18 protein-coding genes are annotated in these 19,749 nt (G+C 67.3%); 17 read left to right on the forward strand and 1 reads right to left on the reverse strand.

The window, feature by feature from the left end:
• The first annotated feature begins 13 nt into the window (after positions 1–13).
• The 7 genes from ACGLHS_RS02700 (at position 14) to ACGLHS_RS02730 (ending at position 6,186) form a co-directional block, all read left to right on the forward strand.
• Complete coding sequence (locus tag ACGLHS_RS02700) at positions 14–667, forward strand: amino acid ABC transporter permease (RefSeq protein WP_394476597.1); 654 nt, start codon at positions 14–16, stop codon at positions 665–667.
• A gap of 56 nt (positions 668–723) precedes the next feature.
• Positions 724–1,521, forward strand: a complete 798-nt coding sequence (locus ACGLHS_RS02705) for a transporter substrate-binding domain-containing protein (RefSeq protein WP_093237085.1) — start codon at positions 724–726, stop codon at positions 1,519–1,521.
• Between the two features lie 34 nt (positions 1,522–1,555).
• Positions 1,556–2,338, forward strand: coding sequence for an amino acid ABC transporter ATP-binding protein (locus ACGLHS_RS02710; RefSeq protein ID WP_394476600.1), 783 nt, complete (start codon positions 1,556–1,558; stop codon positions 2,336–2,338).
• Positions 2,338–3,081, forward strand: coding sequence for a sugar phosphate isomerase/epimerase family protein (locus tag ACGLHS_RS02715; RefSeq protein WP_394476602.1), 744 nt, complete (start codon positions 2,338–2,340; stop codon positions 3,079–3,081). Before ACGLHS_RS02710 ends, ACGLHS_RS02715 begins: the two co-directional genes overlap by 1 nt.
• A gap of 12 nt (positions 3,082–3,093) precedes the next feature.
• Positions 3,094–4,050 carry a sugar kinase gene (locus ACGLHS_RS02720; protein ID WP_093237088.1) on the forward strand — a complete coding sequence of 319 codons (957 nt, stop codon included), beginning with the start codon at positions 3,094–3,096 and terminating at the stop codon, positions 4,048–4,050.
• A 5-nt stretch (positions 4,051–4,055) separates the two neighbouring features.
• Entirely contained in the window at positions 4,056–5,039 is a 984-nt protein-coding gene (locus tag ACGLHS_RS02725; protein WP_394476605.1) for a 2-hydroxyacid dehydrogenase, read from the forward strand.
• A gap of 124 nt (positions 5,040–5,163) precedes the next feature.
• Positions 5,164–6,186 carry a LacI family DNA-binding transcriptional regulator gene (locus ACGLHS_RS02730; RefSeq protein WP_093237091.1) on the forward strand — a complete coding sequence of 341 codons (1,023 nt, stop codon included), beginning with the start codon at positions 5,164–5,166 and terminating at the stop codon, positions 6,184–6,186.
• Here ACGLHS_RS02730 and ACGLHS_RS02735 read toward each other — a convergent pair.
• Entirely contained in the window at positions 6,089–7,810 is a 1,722-nt protein-coding gene (locus tag ACGLHS_RS02735) for a GMC family oxidoreductase (protein ID WP_394476608.1), read from the reverse strand. The two genes, ACGLHS_RS02730 and ACGLHS_RS02735, sit on opposite strands and share 98 nt — an antisense overlap.
• A 249-nt stretch (positions 7,811–8,059) precedes the next feature.
• On the opposite strand from ACGLHS_RS02735, the gene ACGLHS_RS02740 reads away from it, so the two are divergent.
• The 10 genes from ACGLHS_RS02740 (at position 8,060) to ACGLHS_RS02785 (ending at position 19,745) form a co-directional block, all read left to right on the forward strand.
• Positions 8,060–9,622, forward strand: a complete 1,563-nt coding sequence (locus ACGLHS_RS02740) for a serine hydrolase domain-containing protein (RefSeq protein WP_394476610.1) — start codon at positions 8,060–8,062, stop codon at positions 9,620–9,622.
• A 30-nt stretch (positions 9,623–9,652) separates the two neighbouring features.
• Entirely contained in the window at positions 9,653–10,300 is a 648-nt protein-coding gene (locus tag ACGLHS_RS02745; protein WP_394476612.1) for a response regulator, read from the forward strand.
• A gap of 167 nt (positions 10,301–10,467) precedes the next feature.
• Entirely contained in the window at positions 10,468–12,672 is a 2,205-nt protein-coding gene (locus tag ACGLHS_RS02750; protein WP_394476614.1) for a hypothetical protein, read from the forward strand.
• Between the two features lie 187 nt (positions 12,673–12,859).
• Positions 12,860–13,408, forward strand: coding sequence for a hypothetical protein (locus ACGLHS_RS02755; RefSeq protein WP_394476616.1), 549 nt, complete (start codon positions 12,860–12,862; stop codon positions 13,406–13,408).
• 285 nt (positions 13,409–13,693) lie between these two features.
• Positions 13,694–14,725 (forward strand): ABC transporter substrate-binding protein, encoded by a 1,032-nt coding sequence (locus ACGLHS_RS02760; protein WP_394476618.1) that lies wholly within the window; start codon positions 13,694–13,696, stop codon positions 14,723–14,725.
• Between the two features lie 4 nt (positions 14,726–14,729).
• Complete coding sequence (locus ACGLHS_RS02765) at positions 14,730–15,512, forward strand: ABC transporter ATP-binding protein (protein WP_093237097.1); 783 nt, start codon at positions 14,730–14,732, stop codon at positions 15,510–15,512.
• Positions 15,513–15,522: 10 nt separating this feature from the next.
• Positions 15,523–16,371: an ABC transporter permease gene (locus tag ACGLHS_RS02770; protein ID WP_394476622.1), complete on the forward strand. Its 849-nt coding sequence runs from the start codon at positions 15,523–15,525 to the stop codon at positions 16,369–16,371.
• A 52-nt stretch (positions 16,372–16,423) separates the two neighbouring features.
• Positions 16,424–17,806, forward strand: coding sequence for an FAD-dependent oxidoreductase (locus tag ACGLHS_RS02775; protein WP_394476624.1), 1,383 nt, complete (start codon positions 16,424–16,426; stop codon positions 17,804–17,806).
• On the forward strand, positions 17,803–18,972 hold the full coding sequence (locus tag ACGLHS_RS02780; protein ID WP_093237100.1) for a CaiB/BaiF CoA-transferase family protein: 1,170 nt from the start codon (positions 17,803–17,805) through the stop codon (positions 18,970–18,972). The genes ACGLHS_RS02775 and ACGLHS_RS02780 overlap by 4 nt, the downstream gene beginning before the upstream one ends.
• Positions 18,969–19,745, forward strand: coding sequence for an enoyl-CoA hydratase-related protein (locus ACGLHS_RS02785; RefSeq protein ID WP_394476627.1), 777 nt, complete (start codon positions 18,969–18,971; stop codon positions 19,743–19,745). The genes ACGLHS_RS02780 and ACGLHS_RS02785 overlap by 4 nt, the downstream gene beginning before the upstream one ends.
• The last annotated feature ends 4 nt before the right edge of the window (positions 19,746–19,749 follow it).

Raw genomic sequence — 19,749 nt, forward strand, 5'->3', positions numbered from 1 at the left:
AGCAAGAACCATCATGCGTACCTTCGGCTTTCCCGAATTCCTTTTCATCCTCGAAGCGGCCCAGTGGACGCTGGCGCTGTCGGCCATCGCCTTCGTCGGCGGCGCGATCCTCGGGCTGATCATCGCGCTCATGCGCACCTCCGAGTCGAAGGGCGCGCGCGCCGCCGCGACCACCTTCATCCAGATCTTCCAGGGCACGCCGCTGCTGCTGCAGCTGTTCCTGATCTTCTTCGGCGCGCCGGTGCTGGGGCTGGACATCAACCCGTGGATCGCCGCGGGCGTGGCGCTCATCCTGAACAGCGCGGCCTTCCTGGGCGAAATCTGGCGCGGTTGCATCGAAGCCATTCCGCGCGGCCAGTGGGAAGCGGCCGAGGCACTGAGCCTGAAGTACACGGCCCGCATGCGCGACGTGGTGCTGCCGCAGGCCTTCAAGATCGCGCTGGCGCCCACGGTGGGCTATCTGGTGCAGATCATCAAGGGCACGTCGCTCGCCGCCATCATCGGCTTCACCGAGATCACGCGCGCCGGGCAGATCATCAACAACGCCACCTTCCAGCCGCTGATCGTGTTCTCGGTGGTGGCCGCCATCTACTTCGTGATCTGCTGGCCGCTTTCATTGCTGGCCGCCCGCATGGAGCGCAAGCGCGCCCAGGCGCTCGCACGTTGAGCCTTTTCGCTTTTCCTTTCTCGTCGCTTCCTTTCTTTATTCAGGAGACACATCCAATGACCGTTACCACCACCCGCCGTGCTGCCATCGCAGCCCTGGGCCTCGGCGCCGCGCTGACCGTGTTCGCACCCTTCGCCTCGGCCCAGAGCGTGGCCGACATCAAGAAGAAGGGCGAGATCACCATCGGCATGCTGGTCGACTTTCCGCCCTACGGCACCACCGACGCCAAGAACCAGCCCGACGGCTACGACGCCGACGTGGCCAAGCTGCTGGCCAAGGACTGGGGCGTCAAGGCCAACATCGTGCCGGTGACCGGCCCGAACCGTATTCCCTTCCTGCTGACCAACAAGGTCGACGTGCTGGTCGCCTCGCTGGCCATCACGCCCGAGCGTTCGAAGCAGGTGCAGTTCTCGCAGCCGTACGCGGCCGCGACCATCGTGCTGTACGGCGCGAGCAAGACGCCCATCAAGGCGGCCGCCGACCTGAAGGGCCTGCGCGTGGGCGTGGCCCGTGCGTCCACGCAAGACGTGGCCGTGACCAAGGCCGCGCCCGAAGGCACCGAGATCCGCCGCTTCGACGACGACGCATCGGCCATGCAGGCGCTGATCTCGGGCCAGGTCGATGCCATCGGCTGTTCGGTCACCGTGGCGGCGCAGATCGCCAAGCGCGTGCCCGCCAACACCTACGAAAACAAGTTCACGCTGGTGCAGCAATCGATGGGCATCGCGATGCGACCCGGCCAGGAAGAGCTGCACAAGGCGGTGAACGACTTCGTGCAGAAGAACACCGCCAATGGCGAGCTGAACAAGCTCTATCAAAAGTGGCTGCAGGTCGACCTGCCGAAGATGAACTGAGCCCAGCGCTGAACCGACGACGGAACCCCCAAGCATGACGGACGCAGTCACAACCGCCGCCTCCACCACGGACGCCATCATCCGCATGGAAGCGGTCAACAAGTGGTACGGTGAATTCCAGGTACTGACGGGCATCGACCTGTCGGTGCGCCAGGGCGAGCGCATCGTGATCTGTGGCCCGTCGGGCTCGGGCAAGTCGACGCTCATCCGCTGCATCAACCGCCTGGAGACGGTGCAGAAGGGCCGCATCGTGGTCGATGGCATCGACCTCACGGCCGGCGGCAAGAACGTGGACGCAGTGCGTGCCGAAGTCGGCATGGTGTTCCAGCAGTTCAACCTGTTCCCGCACCTCACCATTCTTGAGAACTGCACGCTGGCGCCGATGCGCTCGCGCGGCATGACCAAGGCGCAGGCGGAAGAGGTGGCCATGAAGTACCTCAAGCGCGTGCGCATTCCCGAGCAGGCCGGCAAGTACCCCAGCCAGCTCTCGGGCGGCCAGCAGCAGCGCGTGGCGATTGCGCGCGCGCTGTGCATGGCGCCCAAGATCATGCTGTTCGACGAACCCACTTCCGCGCTCGACCCCGAGATGGTCAAGGAAGTGCTCGACACCATGATCGGCCTGGCCGAAGACGGCATGACCATGCTGTGCGTGACGCACGAGATGGGCTTTGCCCGCAGCGTGGCCGACCGCGTGATCTTCATGGCCGAGGGCAAGATCGTCGAGCAGGCGCCGCCCGAAGAGTTCTTCGGCAACCCGAAGGACGAGCGCACGCGCCAGTTCCTCGGCCAGATCCTCAGCTCGAACCAGGGCCACTGATGTCCTTCGAGGTCCTGATTTCTCTGTCGTCCTTCGGCGCGGCCGAGGTGGGGCGGCATGGGCAGCTCTGGTGTTCGCAACTGGCATTGGCGGCGGGTGCCGATTCGGTCGAGGTGCGCGGCGAGATGCTGCGCGATGCCGATGCCGAATTGCCCGCGCTGAACGGCCTTGCCTCCGTGTACTCCAGCCCCGAGGGCCTGTGGGCCGAAGGCGGCTGGCTCGACAGCGCCGCGCTCAAGCGCGGCATTGCCGCTGCCACGCGCGTGGGTGCGAAGCGGCTGAAGATGTCCATCGGCGACTTCCAGCCTTCGTCGCACGGCTCGCTCTGGGGCCTGAAGGTGGAGCTGTCGCAAACCCGCGTCGAACTCGTGATCGAGAACGACCAGACGGTGCGCGCCGGCACGCTGGCCGCACTGCAGACCTTCTTTGACGTGGCCGACCGCGCCGGCGTCGAACTCGGCATGACCTTCGACATGGGCAATTGGCACTGGCTTGGCGAATGCCCGCTGCAGGCCGCGCAGGCGCTCGGCCGACGCGTGCGCTATGTGCATTGCAAGGGCGCGCAGCGCCTGCCGCACAAGTGGGTGGCGGTGCCGCTGGGCGACTCGGTCGCGCCGTGGCGCGCGGTGCTGCGCGCGTTGCCCGCCGACGTGCCGCACGCCATCGAATACCCGCTCGTGGGCGACGACCTGCCGGCCGTTACCCGCACGCAGATCGACTTCATCCGCGCCGCGCGCGCGTAGAACACACATCACATGACAGAAGAACCCACCGCCTTCGACGTCGCTCTCTTCGGCGAGGCCATGCTGCTGCTCGTGGCCGACCGGCCCGGTCCGCTCGAAAACGCGCAGGCTTTTCACAAGCGCACCGCCGGCGCCGAGACCAACGTGGCCATCGGCCTCTCGCGCCTGGGCCTGAAGGTGGGCTGGGCCAGCCGCCTGGGCACCGACTCGATGGGCCGCGCGCTGCTGGCTGCCATGCGCGCTGAGGGCATCGACTGCTCGCACGTGATCACCGACGCGACGCAGCGCACCGGCTTCCAGTTCAAGGGCCGCGTCACCGACGGCAGCGACCCGCCGATCGAATACCACCGCAAGGGCTCGGCTGCGAGCCACATGGGCCCGGCCGATGTCGACGAAGCGTGGCTGCGCTCGGCGCGCCATCTGCACGCCACCGGCGTGTTCGCCGCCATCTCCGACACCAGCCTGCAGGCCGCGCTCAAGACCATGGACGTGATGCGCGCTGCTGGCCGCACGATCTCGTTCGACACCAACCTGCGGCCCACGCTGTGGTCGTCGACCGAGACCATGCGTCATTGGGTCAACGAACTCGCCTCGCGTGCCGACTGGGTGCTGCCTGGTATCGAAGAAGGCCTGCTGCTCACTGGCCACACCGAGCCCGAGGCCGTCGCGCGCTTCTACCGCGAACGTGGTGCGAAGCTGGTGGTGGTCAAGCTCGGCGCCGAGGGCGCGTACTACGACAGCGACGTAGCCGGCACCGGCCGCGTCGACGGCTTTCCGGTGAAGGAAGTGATCGACACCGTGGGCGCAGGCGATGGCTTCGCGGCCGGCGTGGTGAGCGCTTTGCTCGAAGGCAAGAGCGTGCCCGAAGCCGTGCGCCGTGGCGCATGGATTGGCGCGCGCGCCGTGCAGGTGCTGGGCGATACCGAAGGGCTGCCCACGCGCGCCGAACTTGAAGAAGCGGGGCTTTGAAGACCATGACGCAACCCAGGAACGTGCTTGTCTTCCGGCCCTTGCCCGAAGACCAGCTGGCGCGCTTGCAGGCCGTGCACCACGTCGCCGTGGCCGACCCGCGCAAGGAGCCCGAAGCCTTTGCCGCCGCGCTCGCCACCGCGAACGGGCTGATCGGTTCGAGCCATCCGGTCGATGCCGCGTTGCTCGATGCGGCGCCGCAGCTGCAGGTGATCTCGAGCGTATCGGTCGGCGTCGACAACTATCCGTTGGCCGAACTGCACAAGCGCGGCATCGTGCTGTGCCACACGCCCGACGTGCTGACCGAGACCGTGGCCGACACGGTGTTCGCGATCCTCATGGCCACGCAGCGCCGCGTGGTCGAGCTGTCGAATTTTGTGCGCGAAGGCCGCTGGACGAAGAACATCGGCGAAGAATTTTTCGGCACCGACGTGCACGGCAAGACGCTGGGCATTCTCGGCTTCGGCCGCATTGGCCAGGCCGTGGCACGCCGCGCCGCGCTGGGCTTCGGCATGCCGGTGCTGTACCACGCGCGCCGACCGGTCGACCTGGCCACGCAGGCGCCCGAACTGCAAGGCCGCGCTACCCACACGCCGCTGGACGACCTGCTCGCGCGCGCCGACATCGTGCTGGCGATGCTGCCGTTGACCGACACCACGCGCGGCATGATCGACGGCGCTTTCTTTGCCCGCATGAAGCCGGGCGCGGCGTTCATCAACGGCGGGCGCGGTGCGACGGTGAACGAGGCCGCATTGCTGAATGCGCTCGACCACGGCACGCTGCGCGCGGCCGGGCTCGACGTGTTCGCGAAAGAGCCGCTGCCGATCGATTCACCCTTGCGCACGCACCCGCGCGTGACGCCGCTGCCGCACATCGGCTCGGCCACGCACGAGACGCGGCACGCGATGGCCGAACTGGCGACGACGAATCTGCTGCAGGTGCTGGCCGGTGAGAAGCCGACAGCGCCGTACGACACGGCCGCCGCATGATTTCCGTCAGGCCTTTCTCCCTCCCCCGCTGGGGGAGGGCAGGGGTGGGGGCAAGCGGCGTATCCATTGAGCGCTCTGCCTGCCCCCATCCCAACCTTCCCCCAGAGGGGGAAGGAGCAAGACCATGAAACCCACCGGCCGCGCCACCATCGCCGACGTCGCCGAAGCGGCAGGCGTCTCCAAAGCCACCGTCTCGCGCTTCCTCAATCACCGCGAGCGGCTGCTGAGCCCCGACATCGCTGCGCGCGTCGAGATCGCCATCGCCAAGCTGGCCTACTCGCCGAGCCCGATGGCGCAGGCCCTGAGCCACGGCCGCTCGCGGCTCATCGGCCTGATCGTGGCCGACATCACCAACCCGTATTCCGTCGCGGTGCTGCGCGGCGCCGAGAAGGCGTGCCAGGACGCCGGCTACCTCGTGATGCTGTTCAACCTCGGCAATGAGAGCGAGCGCGAGCGCGAGGCCATCGATGCGCTCGCGGGCTACCAGGTCGACGGCTTCATCCTCAACACGCTGGGGCGCGGCAGCAACGTGGTCGATGCGGTCACGCTGCATGGCAAGCCCGCCGTGCTGGTCGACCGCCAGCATGCCGGCATGCACACCGACTTCGTCTCGCTCGACAACCACGCGGCCATGAAAGATACCTGCGGCCATCTGGTCGACGGCGGCTACCGCGAACTGCTCTACGTCACCGAGCCGCAGAAGGGCGTGAGTTCGCGGCGCGAGCGCACGGCCGCCTTCGGCGCCTGCGTGGCCGCGCACGAGCCGCGCGTGGCGGGCGAGATCTTCGAATGCGTCGAAGGCGAGAGCGATGCGCTCGACGACGCATTGCGCGCCCTGCGCCAGCGCGCCAAGCGCGGCCGTCGCGCGGCAGTGGTGGCTGGCAATGCCGTCGTCACGCTGCGCGTGGCGCAGGCGATGGCGCGGCTGGGCTGGCAGTTCGGCAACGACCTGGGCTTCGTCGGCTTCGACGATCCCGAATGGGCTTCGCTCATCGGCCCCGGCCTGAGCACCGTGGCGCAACCGACCGATGCCATCGGCCGCACGGCGGCTACATGCCTGATCGAGCGGCTGCGGGGTCTGGATGCAGCGCCGCGCCAGCTGCTGCTTCCGGGAGAGCTTGTGGTGCGAGGCTCGTCGCAGCCGTAGCCGGTTGCGCAAAGGTCGCCGGCCCGCGCATCCAGCCGGCCGCGCGCTCGGCGATCATGATCGTTGGCGCATTGGTGTTGCCGCCGATCAGCGTCGGCATCACCGAGGCATCGACCACGCGCAGGCCCGCGATGCCGTGCACGCGCAGTTGCGGGTCGACCACCGCCATCGCATCCACGCCCATCTTGCAGGTGCCCACCGGGTGGTAGATGGTGTCGGCGCGTGCGCGGATGTGTTGAGTGAGTTCTTCGTCGGTGTGGGCGTCGGCCGTGTACACCTCGCTGTGCCGGTATTTCTCCAGCGCCGGCGCGCGAAGAATCTCGCGCGTCTTCTTCACGCCCTGCAGCAGCAGTGCCATGTCTTCCGCATCGGACAGGAAGCGCGGGTCGATGCGCGGCGCCGAATCGGGGCTGGCATCGGTCAGGCGCACGTCGCCCCGGCCCTTGGGGCGCAGCACGCACACGTGGCATGAAAAGCCGAAGCCCATGTGCAGCTTGCGCGCATGGTCGTCGGTGATCGCGATCACGAAGTGCAATTGCAGGTCGGGCCGGCGCAGCTCGGGCGACGACTTGATGAAGGCGCCACCCTCGGCGAAGGGCGTGGCAATGAGGCCGGTGCCGCGCTTGCGCCACTCAAGCATCGCCTGCATCAAGTGCACCCCGCCGACAAGGCCGATGCCGAACAGGTCGGTTTCCTTCGACTTGTAGGCCAGGATGAAGTCGGTGTGGTCCTGCAGGTTCTGGCCCACGCCCGGCAACGCGTGCTTGACCGCGATGCCGTGGCGGCCCAACTCGGCGGGGTCGCCGATGCCCGAGAGCATCAGCAGCTGCGGCGAGTTGAAGGCACCGCCGCACAGCGCCACTTCGCGCCGCGCGTGGATGGTTTCGATGTTGCCGCCGCGCCGCACCTCCACGCCGACCGCGCGCCGGTCTTCGATCACCACGCGCAGGGCTTGCGTGCCGGTCAGCACGGTGAGGTTGGGGCGCCTGTCCATCACCGGGTGCAGGTAGGCCGCGGCGGCCGAGCAGCGCTCGCCGTTCTTCGCACCGCCATGGAACTGCGTGACCTGGTAGAGGCCCGCGCCTTCCTGCTCGTCGCCGTTGAAGTCGTCGTTGCGCGGAATGCCGCATTCCATCGCGGCCTGCACAAAGGCCTCGCTGATGGCGCGCGGGCTTTGCTGTTCCGACACCTGCAGCGGGCCATCGGCGCCATGCAATGCGCTCGCGCCGCGCTGGTTGCCTTCGGCTCGCTTGAACCAGGGCAGCACGTCGTCGAAGGACCAGCCGGCGCAGCCTGCGCGCGCCCAGTCGTCGTAGTCGTCGCGATGGCCGCGCACATAGAGCATGGCGTTGATCGCGCTGGAGCCACCCAGGCAGCGCCCGCGCGGCTGGTAGCCGCGGCGCCCGTTCAGGCCCGGCTGCGGCACGGTCTGGTAGGCGTAGTTGTTGATGGGCGGACGGCCCGGCAGCATGGCCACCGTGCCCGCCGGCGCGCGCACGAGAATGCCCCGGCCGTCGCCGCCGGCCTCGATCAGGCAGACCTTCACGGCGGGGTCTTCGCTCAGGCGCGACGCCAGCGTCGCGCCGCCGGAACCCCCACCCACGATCACGTAGTCGAACTCCATGGCGCGTCTTCCTTCGGTTGTTGCTGCCGCATCCAGTCGGGCGAGTTCAACTCTAGGAAGGAACGGGGAGGCGGGGCTTGGCGTTTTCCCTCGGGTCGAAGGTACTCATTGCCCGGCGTTGGCGTCGATGCGGGTGCTGCCAATGCACAGGGGCAAGCGGGTTTTCTCTGCAATTGCCGACAGGCGATTGACAGCTGTCGGCGCGAAACTGTGCAGGCTTTCAGCCTGCAAGAGACAACACCAACAACCATGCAAGAAACAACGCCTTCGCTTTCTCACATCTCGCGCCGTGGCCTGCTGCGCCTTTCGCTGGGCGGCACCGCCATGGCCTCCGTGCCCGGCATCGGCTGGGCCGCGGCCGGTGCCGCCGCCGCGCCTGTTTTTGCAGACGGCCTGCCGCGCAGCCGGCCCGAGGCGCAGGGCATTTCGCCCGCCTCGATCCTGGCCTTTCTCGACGATGCCGAGCGCGGCGCCTTCGAGCTGCACAGCTTCATGCTGTGGCGCAACGGCCATGTGGTGGCCGAAGGCTGGTGGGACCCGTACAAGCCCGAGCGCCGCCACATGACGCATTCGCTCACCAAGAGCGTGACCGTGTGCGCGGTCGGCATGGCCATCGCCGATGGCAAGTTCGGCCTCGACGACAAGGTCGTGTCTTTCTTTCCCGAGCACTTGCCGGCCACGGTCAGCGCCAACCTCGCGGCGATGACGGTGCGCGATCTGCTGACCATGCGCACCGGCCACGAGTCGATGGTGTCGGGCTCGGTGTGGCGGCCGATCCGCACGAGCTGGATCGCCGAGTTCTTCAAGATCCCGGTGGTCTACACGCCGGGCAGCAGGTTCGTCTACACCAGCGCCGCAACCTACATGCTGTCGGCCATCGTGACGAAGACCACGGGGCAATCGACGGCCGACTACCTCAAGCCGCGCATGTTCGATCCCATGGGCATCACCGGCTACGAGTGGGACGTGGGCCCCGAAGGCATCTCGCCCGGCGCCAACGGCCTGAGCTGGAAGACGGTCGACTCGCTCAAGCTGGGCATCCTGCATGCGCAGAACGGGCAGTGGAACGGCAAGCAGATCCTCACGAAGGCGTGGGTGGATTCGGTGCACGCGCCGCACACCAAGAACAAGTACGGCTACCAGTGGTGGCTGGGCCCGAACGGTGCCTACAACGCCGATGGTTTGTTCGGCCAGTATGCGGTGGTGTTCCCCGAGCAGAACGCGGTGCTGGCGCTCAATTCGGCATTGCCGCCCAAGGCGGGCTTCAACGCGGGCATCCTCTACAAGCACTTTCCTGCCGCGTTCGGTGGCACCGTGGCGACCAGCGAAAAAGACTACGCGCTGCTGAAGACCCGCACGCGCACGCTGCAACTGCAGCCGCCGATGAGGCCGAGCACCTCGCCCGTCGCCGCAACCGTCTCGGGCCGTCGCTTCGAATTCCCCGAGAACCCGGAGAAGGTGAGCGCGATGCAGCTCGACTTCACATCCGAGACCTGCCTCTTCACGATGCAGGACGAGCGCGGCACGCACAAGGTGCAGGTGGGCCTGCGCAAGCCCTTCGAGGGCGACACCACCATCACCGGCAACAAGCTGCACCACGAGTACCAGCCCGAGGTCATGCGCGTGGTGGCCAGCGGCGAATGGCGCGACGAACGCACCTTCGTCATGACATGGACCTTCGTCGAGTCGGCCTTCCGCGACACGGTGGTGTGCCGCTTTGCCGGGCCGTACCTGCGCTTCGACCGCAGCGTCAACGTCAACTCCAGCGCGACCGAGTTGCCCACGCTCACCGGAACCCGCGCCAAAACATGAGCGCACGATCTTTGGAGACAGAATCGGAGGATGCCCTCCACGATTCTGTTGATCGACGACCACGCGATGTTTCGCGAAGGCCTGTTCCTTGCGTTGCGCGAGGCAGAGCCTTCGATGCACATCGAAACCGCCAGCAGCGGCAGCGAGGCATTGGAGGCGCTGTCGACCTTGCCCCGGCTCGATGCCGTCATGACCGACTACTACCTGCCCGACCTGGGCGGTGCCGCGCTGGTGAAGCAACTGCACCGGCGCCGCGGCGGCCTGCACATCCTCGTGCTGTCGGCTTCCGAAGACCCGCACGACATCGAGACCGCGCTCGAAGCGGGCGCTCATGGCTTCGTCCACAAGTCGGCCGACAGCCAGCAACTGCTGCATGCACTGCGCCGCGTGATCGCCGGCGAGCAGAACGTGGTGCAGGCATCGCCGCAGAGCGCTTCACCGCTGCCCGTGCTGTCGACGCCGGCCGACGTGCTGAGCCAGCTCACTTCGCGCCAGACCGAGGTGCTGCACCTGCTGTGCGAGGGCCTGCGCAATGCGCAGATCGCCGAACGTCTGGAGACGACGGAGAAGACCATCAAGGCGCATATCTCCGCGATCTTTGCGGCGCTGGGCGTGTCCAATCGCACGCAGGCCGCGATGGCGGCGCGCCGCGCCGGGTTGCTGGGCACGCCGCGCTGAGCTGTCGGTTAGTGCCAATGCCTTAGCTTGACAAGGCTGGGGGTGCCACCTAGTCTGCCGTCGCCGTCCACAGGAGCAGTCGACGGCGGCCATGGGAAGAGAACCATGCGCGCGCGGCACGGCCCGTCGGGGCTCGCTGCGATGCGATGGAACCACCGGAGGGATCGATGAGGCACACATTCCTGCGCAGCCTGCTGGCAGCGCTGTCGTTGTTCTTTTTCGCGTCGTTGTGCAGCCATGCGCAACAAAGCTGGAAGCCCGCCAACCCCGGAGGCGGCGGCGCCTTCAATTCGCCGGTGATCACCAGCGAAGGCTACTGGGCAGTGGGCTCCGATCTCGGTGGCCTCTACCTGAGCACCGACACCGGGGCCAGCTGGAAGGCGGTCGGTTCGAGCAGCGGACTGACCGTGACGCACATCGCTTCGATCGCGGCACACCCCGCGGGCAAGCTGCTGGTGGGCACCGATGGCGGGCTCTTCGTCGGCAACAGCAACGGCACCGGCTTCAGCCAGAAATACGGCACGGGCTACATCGCCGCCATCGCGGTGTCGGCCGATCCGAACGTCGTCTATGCCGTGGTCCATCCGCAATGGGACAGCCTGCAGCCGTATGTGATCCGCTCGGCCAACGCGGGCGAGACCTGGAGCCCGACCAATTCGAACCTGCCCGCCAACCTGCGCGTGACGGGCCTGCGCACGCACCCGGTCGATCCCAACGGCGTCTGGGTGATCAGCGGCAAGGGGCGCTTTCCCGATCAGGCCGAAAGCAGCGTGGTGTACCAGGCGTTCTTCTCGACCGACGGCGGCGCGACCTTCGTCAGGCGCGATCCGCAGCAGGGCAAGCTGGTCGACATCGCCTACGGGCTGGACCCGCAGAACCTCAACCTGATGTATGCCACGGTGGTGCAGGCGGGCAACGTGGCCAAGGTCTACAAGTCGGTCGAGACCGGCTTCTCGTGGACCAACATCACGCCCGGTGCGCAGGCGCCTTCGGGCGTGATCCTGGCCGACCCTTCCAACGCGAACCACGTGCGCATCATCGACCTGGACAACCAGGCGTTGCGTCCGCCGCAGACCTACGGCAGCTTTTTGTGGGAGAGCGCCAATGCCGGCGCCACCTGGACGAAACGCACGCTGAGCGTGAGCGGCGGATGGTCGCAGAGCGACGAGGTCTGGGGCATGGGCTACAGCTACCAAGGCATGGGGCAAACCATCGGCTACAACCCGGCGAGCCCGAACACCGTGCTGTGGACCAACAACCAGTTTCTCTACAGCAGCAGCGATGGCGCAAAGAACTGGAACGACGGCGTCTCCACGGCGGTCGGCGCCAACTGGCGCTCGCGGGGCATCGACAACGTCGTGCCGGTGGTCGTCGAGCAAAGCCTTGCCGACGCCAACCTCGTCTACGCCGGCTACATGGACATCGGCCTGTGGCGCTCGGACGATGGCGGCAACAGCTGGACCAGCCTGAACGCCGCGCAGTACACCGGCGGCTGGAGCGGCAAGGGCGGCAACACCCTGAGCGTGGTGGCCGACCCGAGCCGCGCCAACGTGGTGTGGGCACAGCTGGGCGGCAACCTCGAAAACTGCGGCACGCCCTGCGCCGAGCCGATGTACCTGCTCAAGAGCACGGACCGCGGCGCCAACTGGCAGCGCATGACGCAGGGGTTGCCCGACCCCATCAAGCGCCTCGAAGGGCTGACGGTGGCGCCCGACAGCGCGGTCAACTACCGCTGGGTGTATGCCGCCGTCAACGGCGACATCTACCTGAGCCAGGACGACGGCAACTCGTGGGCGGTGGCGCTGAGCTGCCCCAACAAGGATTGCTTCCGCGTGTACTACACCGCAACCAATGGCGTCTTCGCGCTGTCGGCCAGCGGCGTGTACCGCTCGTGGCAGGGCGGGCAGGTCAACACATGGCAGCAGCTCGCGCTGCCCGCCGCCATGACGGCCGGCTGGGAGACCAGCGCGCAGGGTACGCACTGGCTGCACAACGCATGGACCTACAGCGGCCCGATGGACCTGGCCAGCAAGGACAACAACGTCTGGATCGCCGTCAAGGGCAGTGGCAAGGGCCTGTACCAGTCGACCGACTACGGCCAGAGCTGGACCCGTGTGCAGGCCAGCAACTGGGCCCGGACGGTGACGGTGCACCCGACCAGCGGGCGCGTGTACATGGGCAGTTCGAGCGCGGTGCATGCGGGCGGCTACGCGGCGGACAGCCTGGGCGTGCTCACCAGCGCGAACGGTACGTCGGGCTGGACGGCGCAGAACCAGGGGCTGGCCTATCCCTTTGCTCTGTACGCCAGGGTCTCGCCCAACGGCACGCTGTGGCTGGCTTCGCCGGGGCAGGGCGTGGCGAAGTGGCGCTGAAAAAATGACACGCGCATGACATCGCGGTAGGCGCACGTTTCGCGGTGTTTCAAAGGTACCGGCTGCTGTCCGGCGCCTTTACCCGCGGTTCACTTCCCGGACAAATTGCACAGCGCCGGCCGTGGCTCAATTCGCCATCGGCCGGGCTGACTCGTGCGGCGGCCGTCATTCAACGTTCGTTCTGCCTATGCACATCCTCTCGGACGCGACGATCTTCACGCAGCTGCGATTCTGGGTGCTGGTGCTCTGCTCGCTGGTGCTGCCCGCCGCGATCTTCGTCACGCTGTTCGTGCGGCGTGAGTTCTCGAAGGCCTCCGTGCTGGCCTTCGGCCTGCTGCTGATCCTGCTGGCGGGCGTGGACATCTTCCTGCTGCGCGCGCTTGCCATCGCGGCCCAGGCCACGCCTTCGCTGGCGGACGACATCGTCTTTTCTTCCGAGCTGTCGATCGCGCTGTACATCATCCCGGCGGCGCTCGGCACCTTCGGCCTCAACATGGTCTCGCATGTGCTCATGCATTACCTGAAGCAGAAAGAAGCCCGCTTCGAGGCCCATCAGATGCAGCAGGCGCTGGTGACGAAGCCTGCCGCGCAAGTGCACGTGGTGCGCGTGATGCGGGAGCGCGTGCGCCATGGCTCGCCGGGTTTGCGCCGCCGGCGCACGGCAGCGGCAACGCGTGCCTCGGCGCGGCGGGATGCCGAAGCCGTGGCTGGCCTTCGCTCGCCAGCAGGCGGCTGATTACCGCGCGTAGCAGCGCGCAGCCACATCTCATCTCCACGCACCAGCCGGGACCTATCGTTTTCCCGATGCTGGTGCACGCCTGCGCGCCACGCGCACCGCGGCGTCATTGGGAGACACGCAAGGAGAACTATTTTTTAGTTCGCCCGTTGCGAAAAACGGTGCTTGGTGCGCTCGCCCCGCACTTCTAGCATTCGCCTCGCCAGCCCCGGATGCCTCTGCATCGCGAGCCGGCACACAAGCCGAATGACTCCACCTCATCGCATCGAAGAAAAGGAATCCGCCATGGCCAATCTCCGGGACCCCGGTCGCCGAAGTCTTCTCAAGACCTCTCTCATCGCCGGTGGACTTTCCGCCGGAGGCCTGCTCGGCGTCGATGCCTTTGCGCAAGGCAAGGCGCGCATCAACATGCAGCTGGGCTGGATCGTCGGGGTCAACCAGATCGGCGAGGTGGTTGCCAAGCGCATGGGCTTCTACGAGCAGGAAGGTATCGACTTCGCGATCCAGCCGGGCGGCCCGAACATCGACGGCGTGGCGATCATCGCCTCGGGGCGCTACGAGGTGGGGCAGGTGTCTTCGAGCCCGTCGATCATGCTGGCGGTGTCGCAGGGCCTGCCGATCAAGTGCTTCGCGGCGGGGGCGCAGAAGCACCCGTACACCTACTTCTCGCTGGCCAAGAACCCAGTGCGCAAGCCGGCCGACCTCATCGGCAGGCGCGTGGGCATTCCATCGACCGCCGGCATCCTGCTGCGCGCGTTGCTCGCGAAGAACAAGATCGCCGAGAAAGACGTCAAGGTGGTCTCGGTCGGCGCCGACATGACGCCGTTGCTCACCGGGCAGGTCGACGTGGTCACGGGCTGGCTCACGAGCACCACGGCCATCAAGGTGCTGGGCCCCGACCGCGTCGAGATGACACTGTGGGACGCCGGCGTGCGGCTCTATGCGCTGCCCTACTACGCCTCGACCAAGACGCTGGAGACGCAGCCCAAGGTCATCGAAGCCTTCCTGCGCGCCACGGCCAAGGGCTGGCAGCACGTGCGCGCCAACCGCGACCAGGCGGTGGACATGCTGGTCAAGGAGTACCCCAACCTCAAGCGCGAAGACGAGCGCATCGCGGTCGACGCGATGCTCGACTATTCCTTCGGCGGCGCCGCGCAGACCCAGGGCTGGGGCGCGATGGACCCGGCCGTGTGGCAGGAGCAGATCAGCACGTACTCGGAGCTGGGCCAGTTCACCGCACGCACGCCCAAGGTCGAGGACGTGATCTCGCTCGATGCGCTCAAGGCCACGGCCGCCGCGCGCGCGGTGAAGGCCTGACGCGATGGCCGCCGTTCTCAACGCATCACCCGCCATCGCCTGCCGCGACATCGGCGTGCGCTTCTTCACCGAGCGCCGCGACGTCACCGCGATCCAGAGTCTCGACCTCGACGTGGCGCAGGGCGAGTTCCTGACCCTGCTCGGCCCTTCGGGCTGCGGCAAGTCGACCTTCCTGCGCGTGGTGGCCGACCTGCTGCAGCCCAGCCGTGGCCGCATCGAGGTGCTGTCGTCCACGCCGCAGGCCGCACGCAAGAACCGCGACATCGGCTTCGTGTTCCAGGATGCGGCGCTGCTGCCCTGGCGCACGGCCTTGCAGAACGTGGAGCTGCCGCTGCAGGTGGGCGGTGGTGCGAGCCGCAAGGGCCGCCGCTCGCCGCAGGAACTGCTCGAACTGGTGGGCTTGAAAGACCGGGTGAATGCCTTCCCGCACGAGATGTCGGGCGGCCAGCGCCAGCGCGTGTCGATTGCCCGCGCGCTTGCCAGCGACCCGAAGATCCTGCTGATGGACGAGCCCTTCGGTGCGCTCGACGAGATCACGCGCGACCGGCTCAACGAAGAGATCCTGCGCGTGTGGCGCGAGACCGGCGTGACGATTCTCTTCGTCACCCACAGCATCCACGAGGCGGCCTTTCTGGGCCAGCGCGTGCTGATGCTGGCCGCCAACCCGGGCCGCGTGCGCGAGATCGTGCCCGTGGAGCTGCCGCGCGAACGCACGCTGGAAATGCGCGAGACCCCCGAGTTCGTTCGCCTCACGAGCCATCTGCGCCGTGTGCTGGAAACCTGCTGAGGCCGATGCCATGAATACCCGTTCCCTCGACGCCGCCGTGCCCGGTGCCTTCGCCGCACCGGCCGACCCCGAATACATCGCGTGGGCCGCCGCGCGCCAGCGACGCCTGTGGCGCCGCCGCATATTGCCGGCGCTCGGCATCGTCGGCCTGGTCTTCCTGTGGTGGGCCGTGATCGCCGTGTTCGACGTCAAGCCCTTCATCGCGCCCACGCCCTGGGCCGTGCTGGAGACGCTCTATGCCAAGCGCGATGTGCTGCTCGACAACCTGCTGCCTACCGCGATGGAAGCCGCGGGCGGCTTCGTGCTGGGCAACCTCGCGGCCATCGCGATTGCCACGGTGTTCGTGCACAACAAGACGCTGCAGGACATCTTCTTTCCGGTGGTGCTGATGTTCAATGCCGTGCCGCTGGTGGCCAAGGCGCCGGTGCTGGTGCTCATCATGGGCAACGGCATGGAGCCGAAGATCACCATCGCCGCGCTGGTCTGCTTCTTTCCGACGCTGGTGAACATGGTGCGCGGGCTGGAGTCGGTCAACCCGCAGGCGATGGAGCTGATGCGCGTGCTGTCGGCGAGCAAGACCGAGATCTTCTTTCGCCTGCGCTTGTTGAACGCGTTGCCGTATCTGTTCTCGGCCCTGCGCATTGCCGCGTCGATGTGCGTGATCGGTGCGGTGGTGGGCGAATGGGTGGGAGCCACGGTGGGCATCGGCGCGATGATTCTGCAGGCCACCTTCAACTTCGATTCGCCGCTGCTCTACGCCGCGATCGTCATGAGCGCCACGCTCTCGGGCCTGTTCTTCCTGCTGGTGACGCTGGTCGAACGCTGGGTCATCCGCTGGCAACCGGAAGCCGCGCCGTGATGCACCGGACGCACTTCAAACACACATCCCAACAAATCAACAGGAGAGTTCTATGAGCCGTATTGGCGACTGGATGCAGGAGCCCGCGCACGACGTGCGCGTGGCAGCCGAATCGGACGTGGTGGTGGTCGGTGGCGGCCCCGCGGGGCAGGCTGCTGCCCTGGCCGCCGCGCGCAACGGCGCGAGCGTGACGCTGCTGGAGCGCTACAACCACCTGGGCGGCCTGGCCTCGGGCGGCATGGTGCTGGTGCTGGACGACATGTGGGACAGCCACCAGCAAGAGATTTCGGTGCGCGGCATCTGCCTGGAAATGATCGAGCGTATGTCGGCGCTGGGCCTGGCCGAGTACCCGCGCCAGCAGGACTGGGGCACGCTGCCCGACTCGGTACGCCGCTGGAAGCGCTGGGGCACCTACGACTTTCACAGCAAGGAGAAGCCGCACCCCATCTGCTTCGCCGCCGCGTTCGACCCCGATGCGTGGAAGCGCACCTCGCTCGAGATGGTGCAGCAGGCCGGCATCGAGTTGCGCCTGCATTCGTGGTTCTCGCGCACGCTGGTGGAAGACGGCAAGGTCAAGGGCGTGGTGTGCGAAACCAAGGGCGGGCGCGAAGCCATCCTGGGCAAGGTGGTGATCGACACCACCGGCGACCTCGACGTGGCTGCCTCGGCCGGTGCGCCGCACATCAGTGGCAGCTACATCGTGACGACCGTGTTCCGTCTCGGCAGCGTGGACACCGAAGAAGCCGAGCGCTTCGAGCGCGAAGAGCCCGTGGCCTGGCAGGCGCTGGACCGCGAGATCAAGCACATGCTCGGCGGCGCCTGGGACGCGTGGTGGCTCAAGACGCCGCTGCCCGGCGTGGTGTGGTGCAACTGCCCGCACATGCCGGGGCTCGATGGCCTGAAGGTGAGCGACCTCACGCGCGCCGAAGTGCAGGGCCGCGCCACCATCCACAAGGTGATCGATTTCGTGCGCGTCAAATTGCCGGGCTTCTCGAAGTGCACGCTGATCGACATGGCGCCGCAGACCGGCATCCGCCAGACGCGCCTGCTCGAAGGCGCCTACGTGATGACCAAGGAAGACGTGGCCCAGCGCACCCGCTTCGACGACAGCGTGGCGCGCGGGCGCGACTACTACTACCCGTACCGCACGCTGCTGCCGCGCAGCGTCGAGAACCTGCTGGTGGCCGGCCGCCACTATTCGGCCACTTCGGCCGCACAGAAGATTTCTCGCGAGATCCCGCCCTGCATGGCGATGGGCGAGGCCACCGGCACGGCTGCCGCGCTCGCGCTGAACGCGGGTGTGTCGGTGCGCGATGTCGATGTGGCCAGGCTGCAGAAGACACTGCGCGCGCAGGGGGCAGACCCCGGCGACCAGAAGGGGCCGAATGCCGACGTACCCGCCATCGCCCGTTCGTTCGCGAAGGAGGCCGCATGAGCAGCGCCGCCAACGCATTGCCACTCGACGGCATCCGCGTGATCGACTTCACGCAGGTCATGATGGGCCCGGTCTGCACGCAGATGCTGGCCGACCATGGCGCCGACGTCATCAAGATCGAACGCAAGGGCGCGGGCGACCTGAGCCGTTCGACCTTCGCGCCGGTGGCGGGCAACGACAACCCGATCTTCTGCAGCCTGAACCGCAACAAGCGCAGCGTCGAAATCGACCTGCGCGACGAAGCGCAGATGGAACTGGTGAAGGCACTCATCGCCGGTGCCGACGTGGTCACCAACAACTTCCGCGCCGGTGTGATGGAGCGGTTGGGCCTGGGCTATGAAGACTGCAAGCGCCTGAACCCGCGCATCATCTACGCGGTGGGCACGGGCTTCGGCGAGACCGGCCCGTATGCGCACAAGGGCGGGCAGGACGTGCTGGCGCAGGCGCTCACGGGCGTGATGGCGCGCCGCGCCGACGCTTCGGTGCCGGTGTCGATCTATCCGACCGCGCTGGCCGACTACACCGCCGGCATGCACATGGTGCAGGGCATCCTGCTGGCGCTGCTGCAGCGCGAGCGCACGGGCGAAGGCCAGAAGATTGCCGTGTCGCTCTACAACTCCATGCTCGCGATGCAGATGCAGGAGGCGGCCATGGTGATGATGGAAGACTCCGAAGTGAACTGGGCCGCGATGCCGCTGTCGGGCGTGTTCGACACGCAGACCGGGCCGCTGGTGCTGGTGGGCGCGTTCAAGGCGAATCCGTTGCGCGACATCTGCGCGGCGCTGGGCATCGATGATCTGTCGCTCGATGTGCGCTTTGCAAGCATGGCCGCACAGTTCACGAACAAGGCCGAACTGCACGCGATCTTCCGCGAGCGCTTTGCAAGCAACACGCGCGACCACTGGCTCGCCAGGCTCGAAGAGCAAGACCTGCTCTCGGCCCCCGTGCGCGACATGCGCGAGGCGCTGGTCGATCCGCAGACGCTGCACAACGCGATGATTCTCGAAGGCGGCTCGTCGTCGAGCCGGCCGCTGAAGTTCATCGCCAGCCCGATCCAGATGTCGGGCGCCAAGGCAGGCCTGCGTCGCGAGCCGCCCAAGCTGGGGCAGCACACCGAAGAGGTACTGGCCGAGGCCCGCGCGCTGATCGAGGAGGCCGACGCATGAATGTTCTCTACGAAGTCATCGACCATGTCGCCACGGTCACCATCGACCGGCCCGAAGTGCTCAATGCGGTGGACCTGCCGACCGAGGCCGAGCTGCAGCGCATCTGGAGCGACATCGAATCGCGCGACGACATTCGCGCGGTGGTGCTCACCGGTGCGGGCGAGCGCTCGTTCTGCGCGGGCGCAGACCTGAAGAACACCTCGAACCTCAAGGGCGTCGAGTACTGGGCTGCAGCGCGTACCGGCGGCTTTGGCGGCATCGCGCTGCGCGAGACGCTCGACGTGCCGGTGATCGCCCGCGTCAACGGGCTGGCACTCGGCGGCGGCTTCGAGATGGTGCTCGGCTGCGACATCGTCGTGGCCTGCGAAGAAGCCAGCTTTGGCCTGCCCGAACCGCTGGTCGGCCGCCTGCCGCTGGACGGCGGCATGCTGCTGCTGCAGCGCCAGATTCCCTACCGCCAGGCCATGGGCATGATGCTCACCGGCCAGCGCGTGAAGGCGCGGCGCGCGCTCGAGATGGGCCTTGTCAACGAAGTGGTGCCGCGCGCCGAACTCGACACCGCCGTGCACCGCTGGGTGCAGCAGATGCTGGCCTGCGCGCCGCTGTCGCTCAAGGCCATCAAGCAGGTGGTGCGCCGCACCGGCACGCTGTCGCCGGCCGACGCGCACCGCATGCGGCTGCCGGCACTGGTGGCCGCGCTGCAGTCCGAAGACGCGAACGAAGGCGTGCTGGCGTTCCAGCAGAAGCGCAAGCCGCAATGGCTGGGCCGCTAGGCGC

The organism is Variovorax sp. VaC1 (assembly GCF_043658315.1).
Classification (GTDB): Bacteria; Pseudomonadota; Gammaproteobacteria; order Burkholderiales; family Burkholderiaceae_C; genus Variovorax.

What these genes read in the sequence shown, in the direction of transcription:
- ACGLHS_RS02700 (WP_394476597.1), top strand. Translation starts at nt 14, where the DNA reads ATGCGTACCTTCGGCTTTCCCGAATTCCTTTTCATCCTCGAAGCGGCC.
- ACGLHS_RS02705 (WP_093237085.1), top strand. Translation starts at nt 724, where the DNA reads ATGACCGTTACCACCACCCGCCGTGCTGCCATCGCAGCCCTGGGCCTC.
- ACGLHS_RS02710 (WP_394476600.1), top strand. Translation starts at nt 1,556, where the DNA reads ATGACGGACGCAGTCACAACCGCCGCCTCCACCACGGACGCCATCATC.
- ACGLHS_RS02715 (WP_394476602.1), top strand. Translation starts at nt 2,338, where the DNA reads ATGTCCTTCGAGGTCCTGATTTCTCTGTCGTCCTTCGGCGCGGCCGAG.
- ACGLHS_RS02720 (WP_093237088.1), top strand. Translation starts at nt 3,094, where the DNA reads ATGACAGAAGAACCCACCGCCTTCGACGTCGCTCTCTTCGGCGAGGCC.
- ACGLHS_RS02725 (WP_394476605.1), top strand. Translation starts at nt 4,056, where the DNA reads ATGACGCAACCCAGGAACGTGCTTGTCTTCCGGCCCTTGCCCGAAGAC.
- ACGLHS_RS02730 (WP_093237091.1), top strand. Translation starts at nt 5,164, where the DNA reads ATGAAACCCACCGGCCGCGCCACCATCGCCGACGTCGCCGAAGCGGCA.
- ACGLHS_RS02735 (WP_394476608.1), bottom strand. Translation starts at nt 7,810, where the DNA reads ATGGAGTTCGACTACGTGATCGTGGGTGGGGGTTCCGGCGGCGCGACG.
- ACGLHS_RS02740 (WP_394476610.1), top strand. Translation starts at nt 8,060, where the DNA reads ATGCAAGAAACAACGCCTTCGCTTTCTCACATCTCGCGCCGTGGCCTG.
- ACGLHS_RS02745 (WP_394476612.1), top strand. Translation starts at nt 9,653, where the DNA reads ATGCCCTCCACGATTCTGTTGATCGACGACCACGCGATGTTTCGCGAA.
- ACGLHS_RS02750 (WP_394476614.1), top strand. Translation starts at nt 10,468, where the DNA reads ATGAGGCACACATTCCTGCGCAGCCTGCTGGCAGCGCTGTCGTTGTTC.
- ACGLHS_RS02755 (WP_394476616.1), top strand. Translation starts at nt 12,860, where the DNA reads ATGCACATCCTCTCGGACGCGACGATCTTCACGCAGCTGCGATTCTGG.
- ACGLHS_RS02760 (WP_394476618.1), top strand. Translation starts at nt 13,694, where the DNA reads ATGGCCAATCTCCGGGACCCCGGTCGCCGAAGTCTTCTCAAGACCTCT.
- ACGLHS_RS02765 (WP_093237097.1), top strand. Translation starts at nt 14,730, where the DNA reads ATGGCCGCCGTTCTCAACGCATCACCCGCCATCGCCTGCCGCGACATC.
- ACGLHS_RS02770 (WP_394476622.1), top strand. Translation starts at nt 15,523, where the DNA reads ATGAATACCCGTTCCCTCGACGCCGCCGTGCCCGGTGCCTTCGCCGCA.
- ACGLHS_RS02775 (WP_394476624.1), top strand. Translation starts at nt 16,424, where the DNA reads ATGAGCCGTATTGGCGACTGGATGCAGGAGCCCGCGCACGACGTGCGC.
- ACGLHS_RS02780 (WP_093237100.1), top strand. Translation starts at nt 17,803, where the DNA reads ATGAGCAGCGCCGCCAACGCATTGCCACTCGACGGCATCCGCGTGATC.
- ACGLHS_RS02785 (WP_394476627.1), top strand. Translation starts at nt 18,969, where the DNA reads ATGAATGTTCTCTACGAAGTCATCGACCATGTCGCCACGGTCACCATC.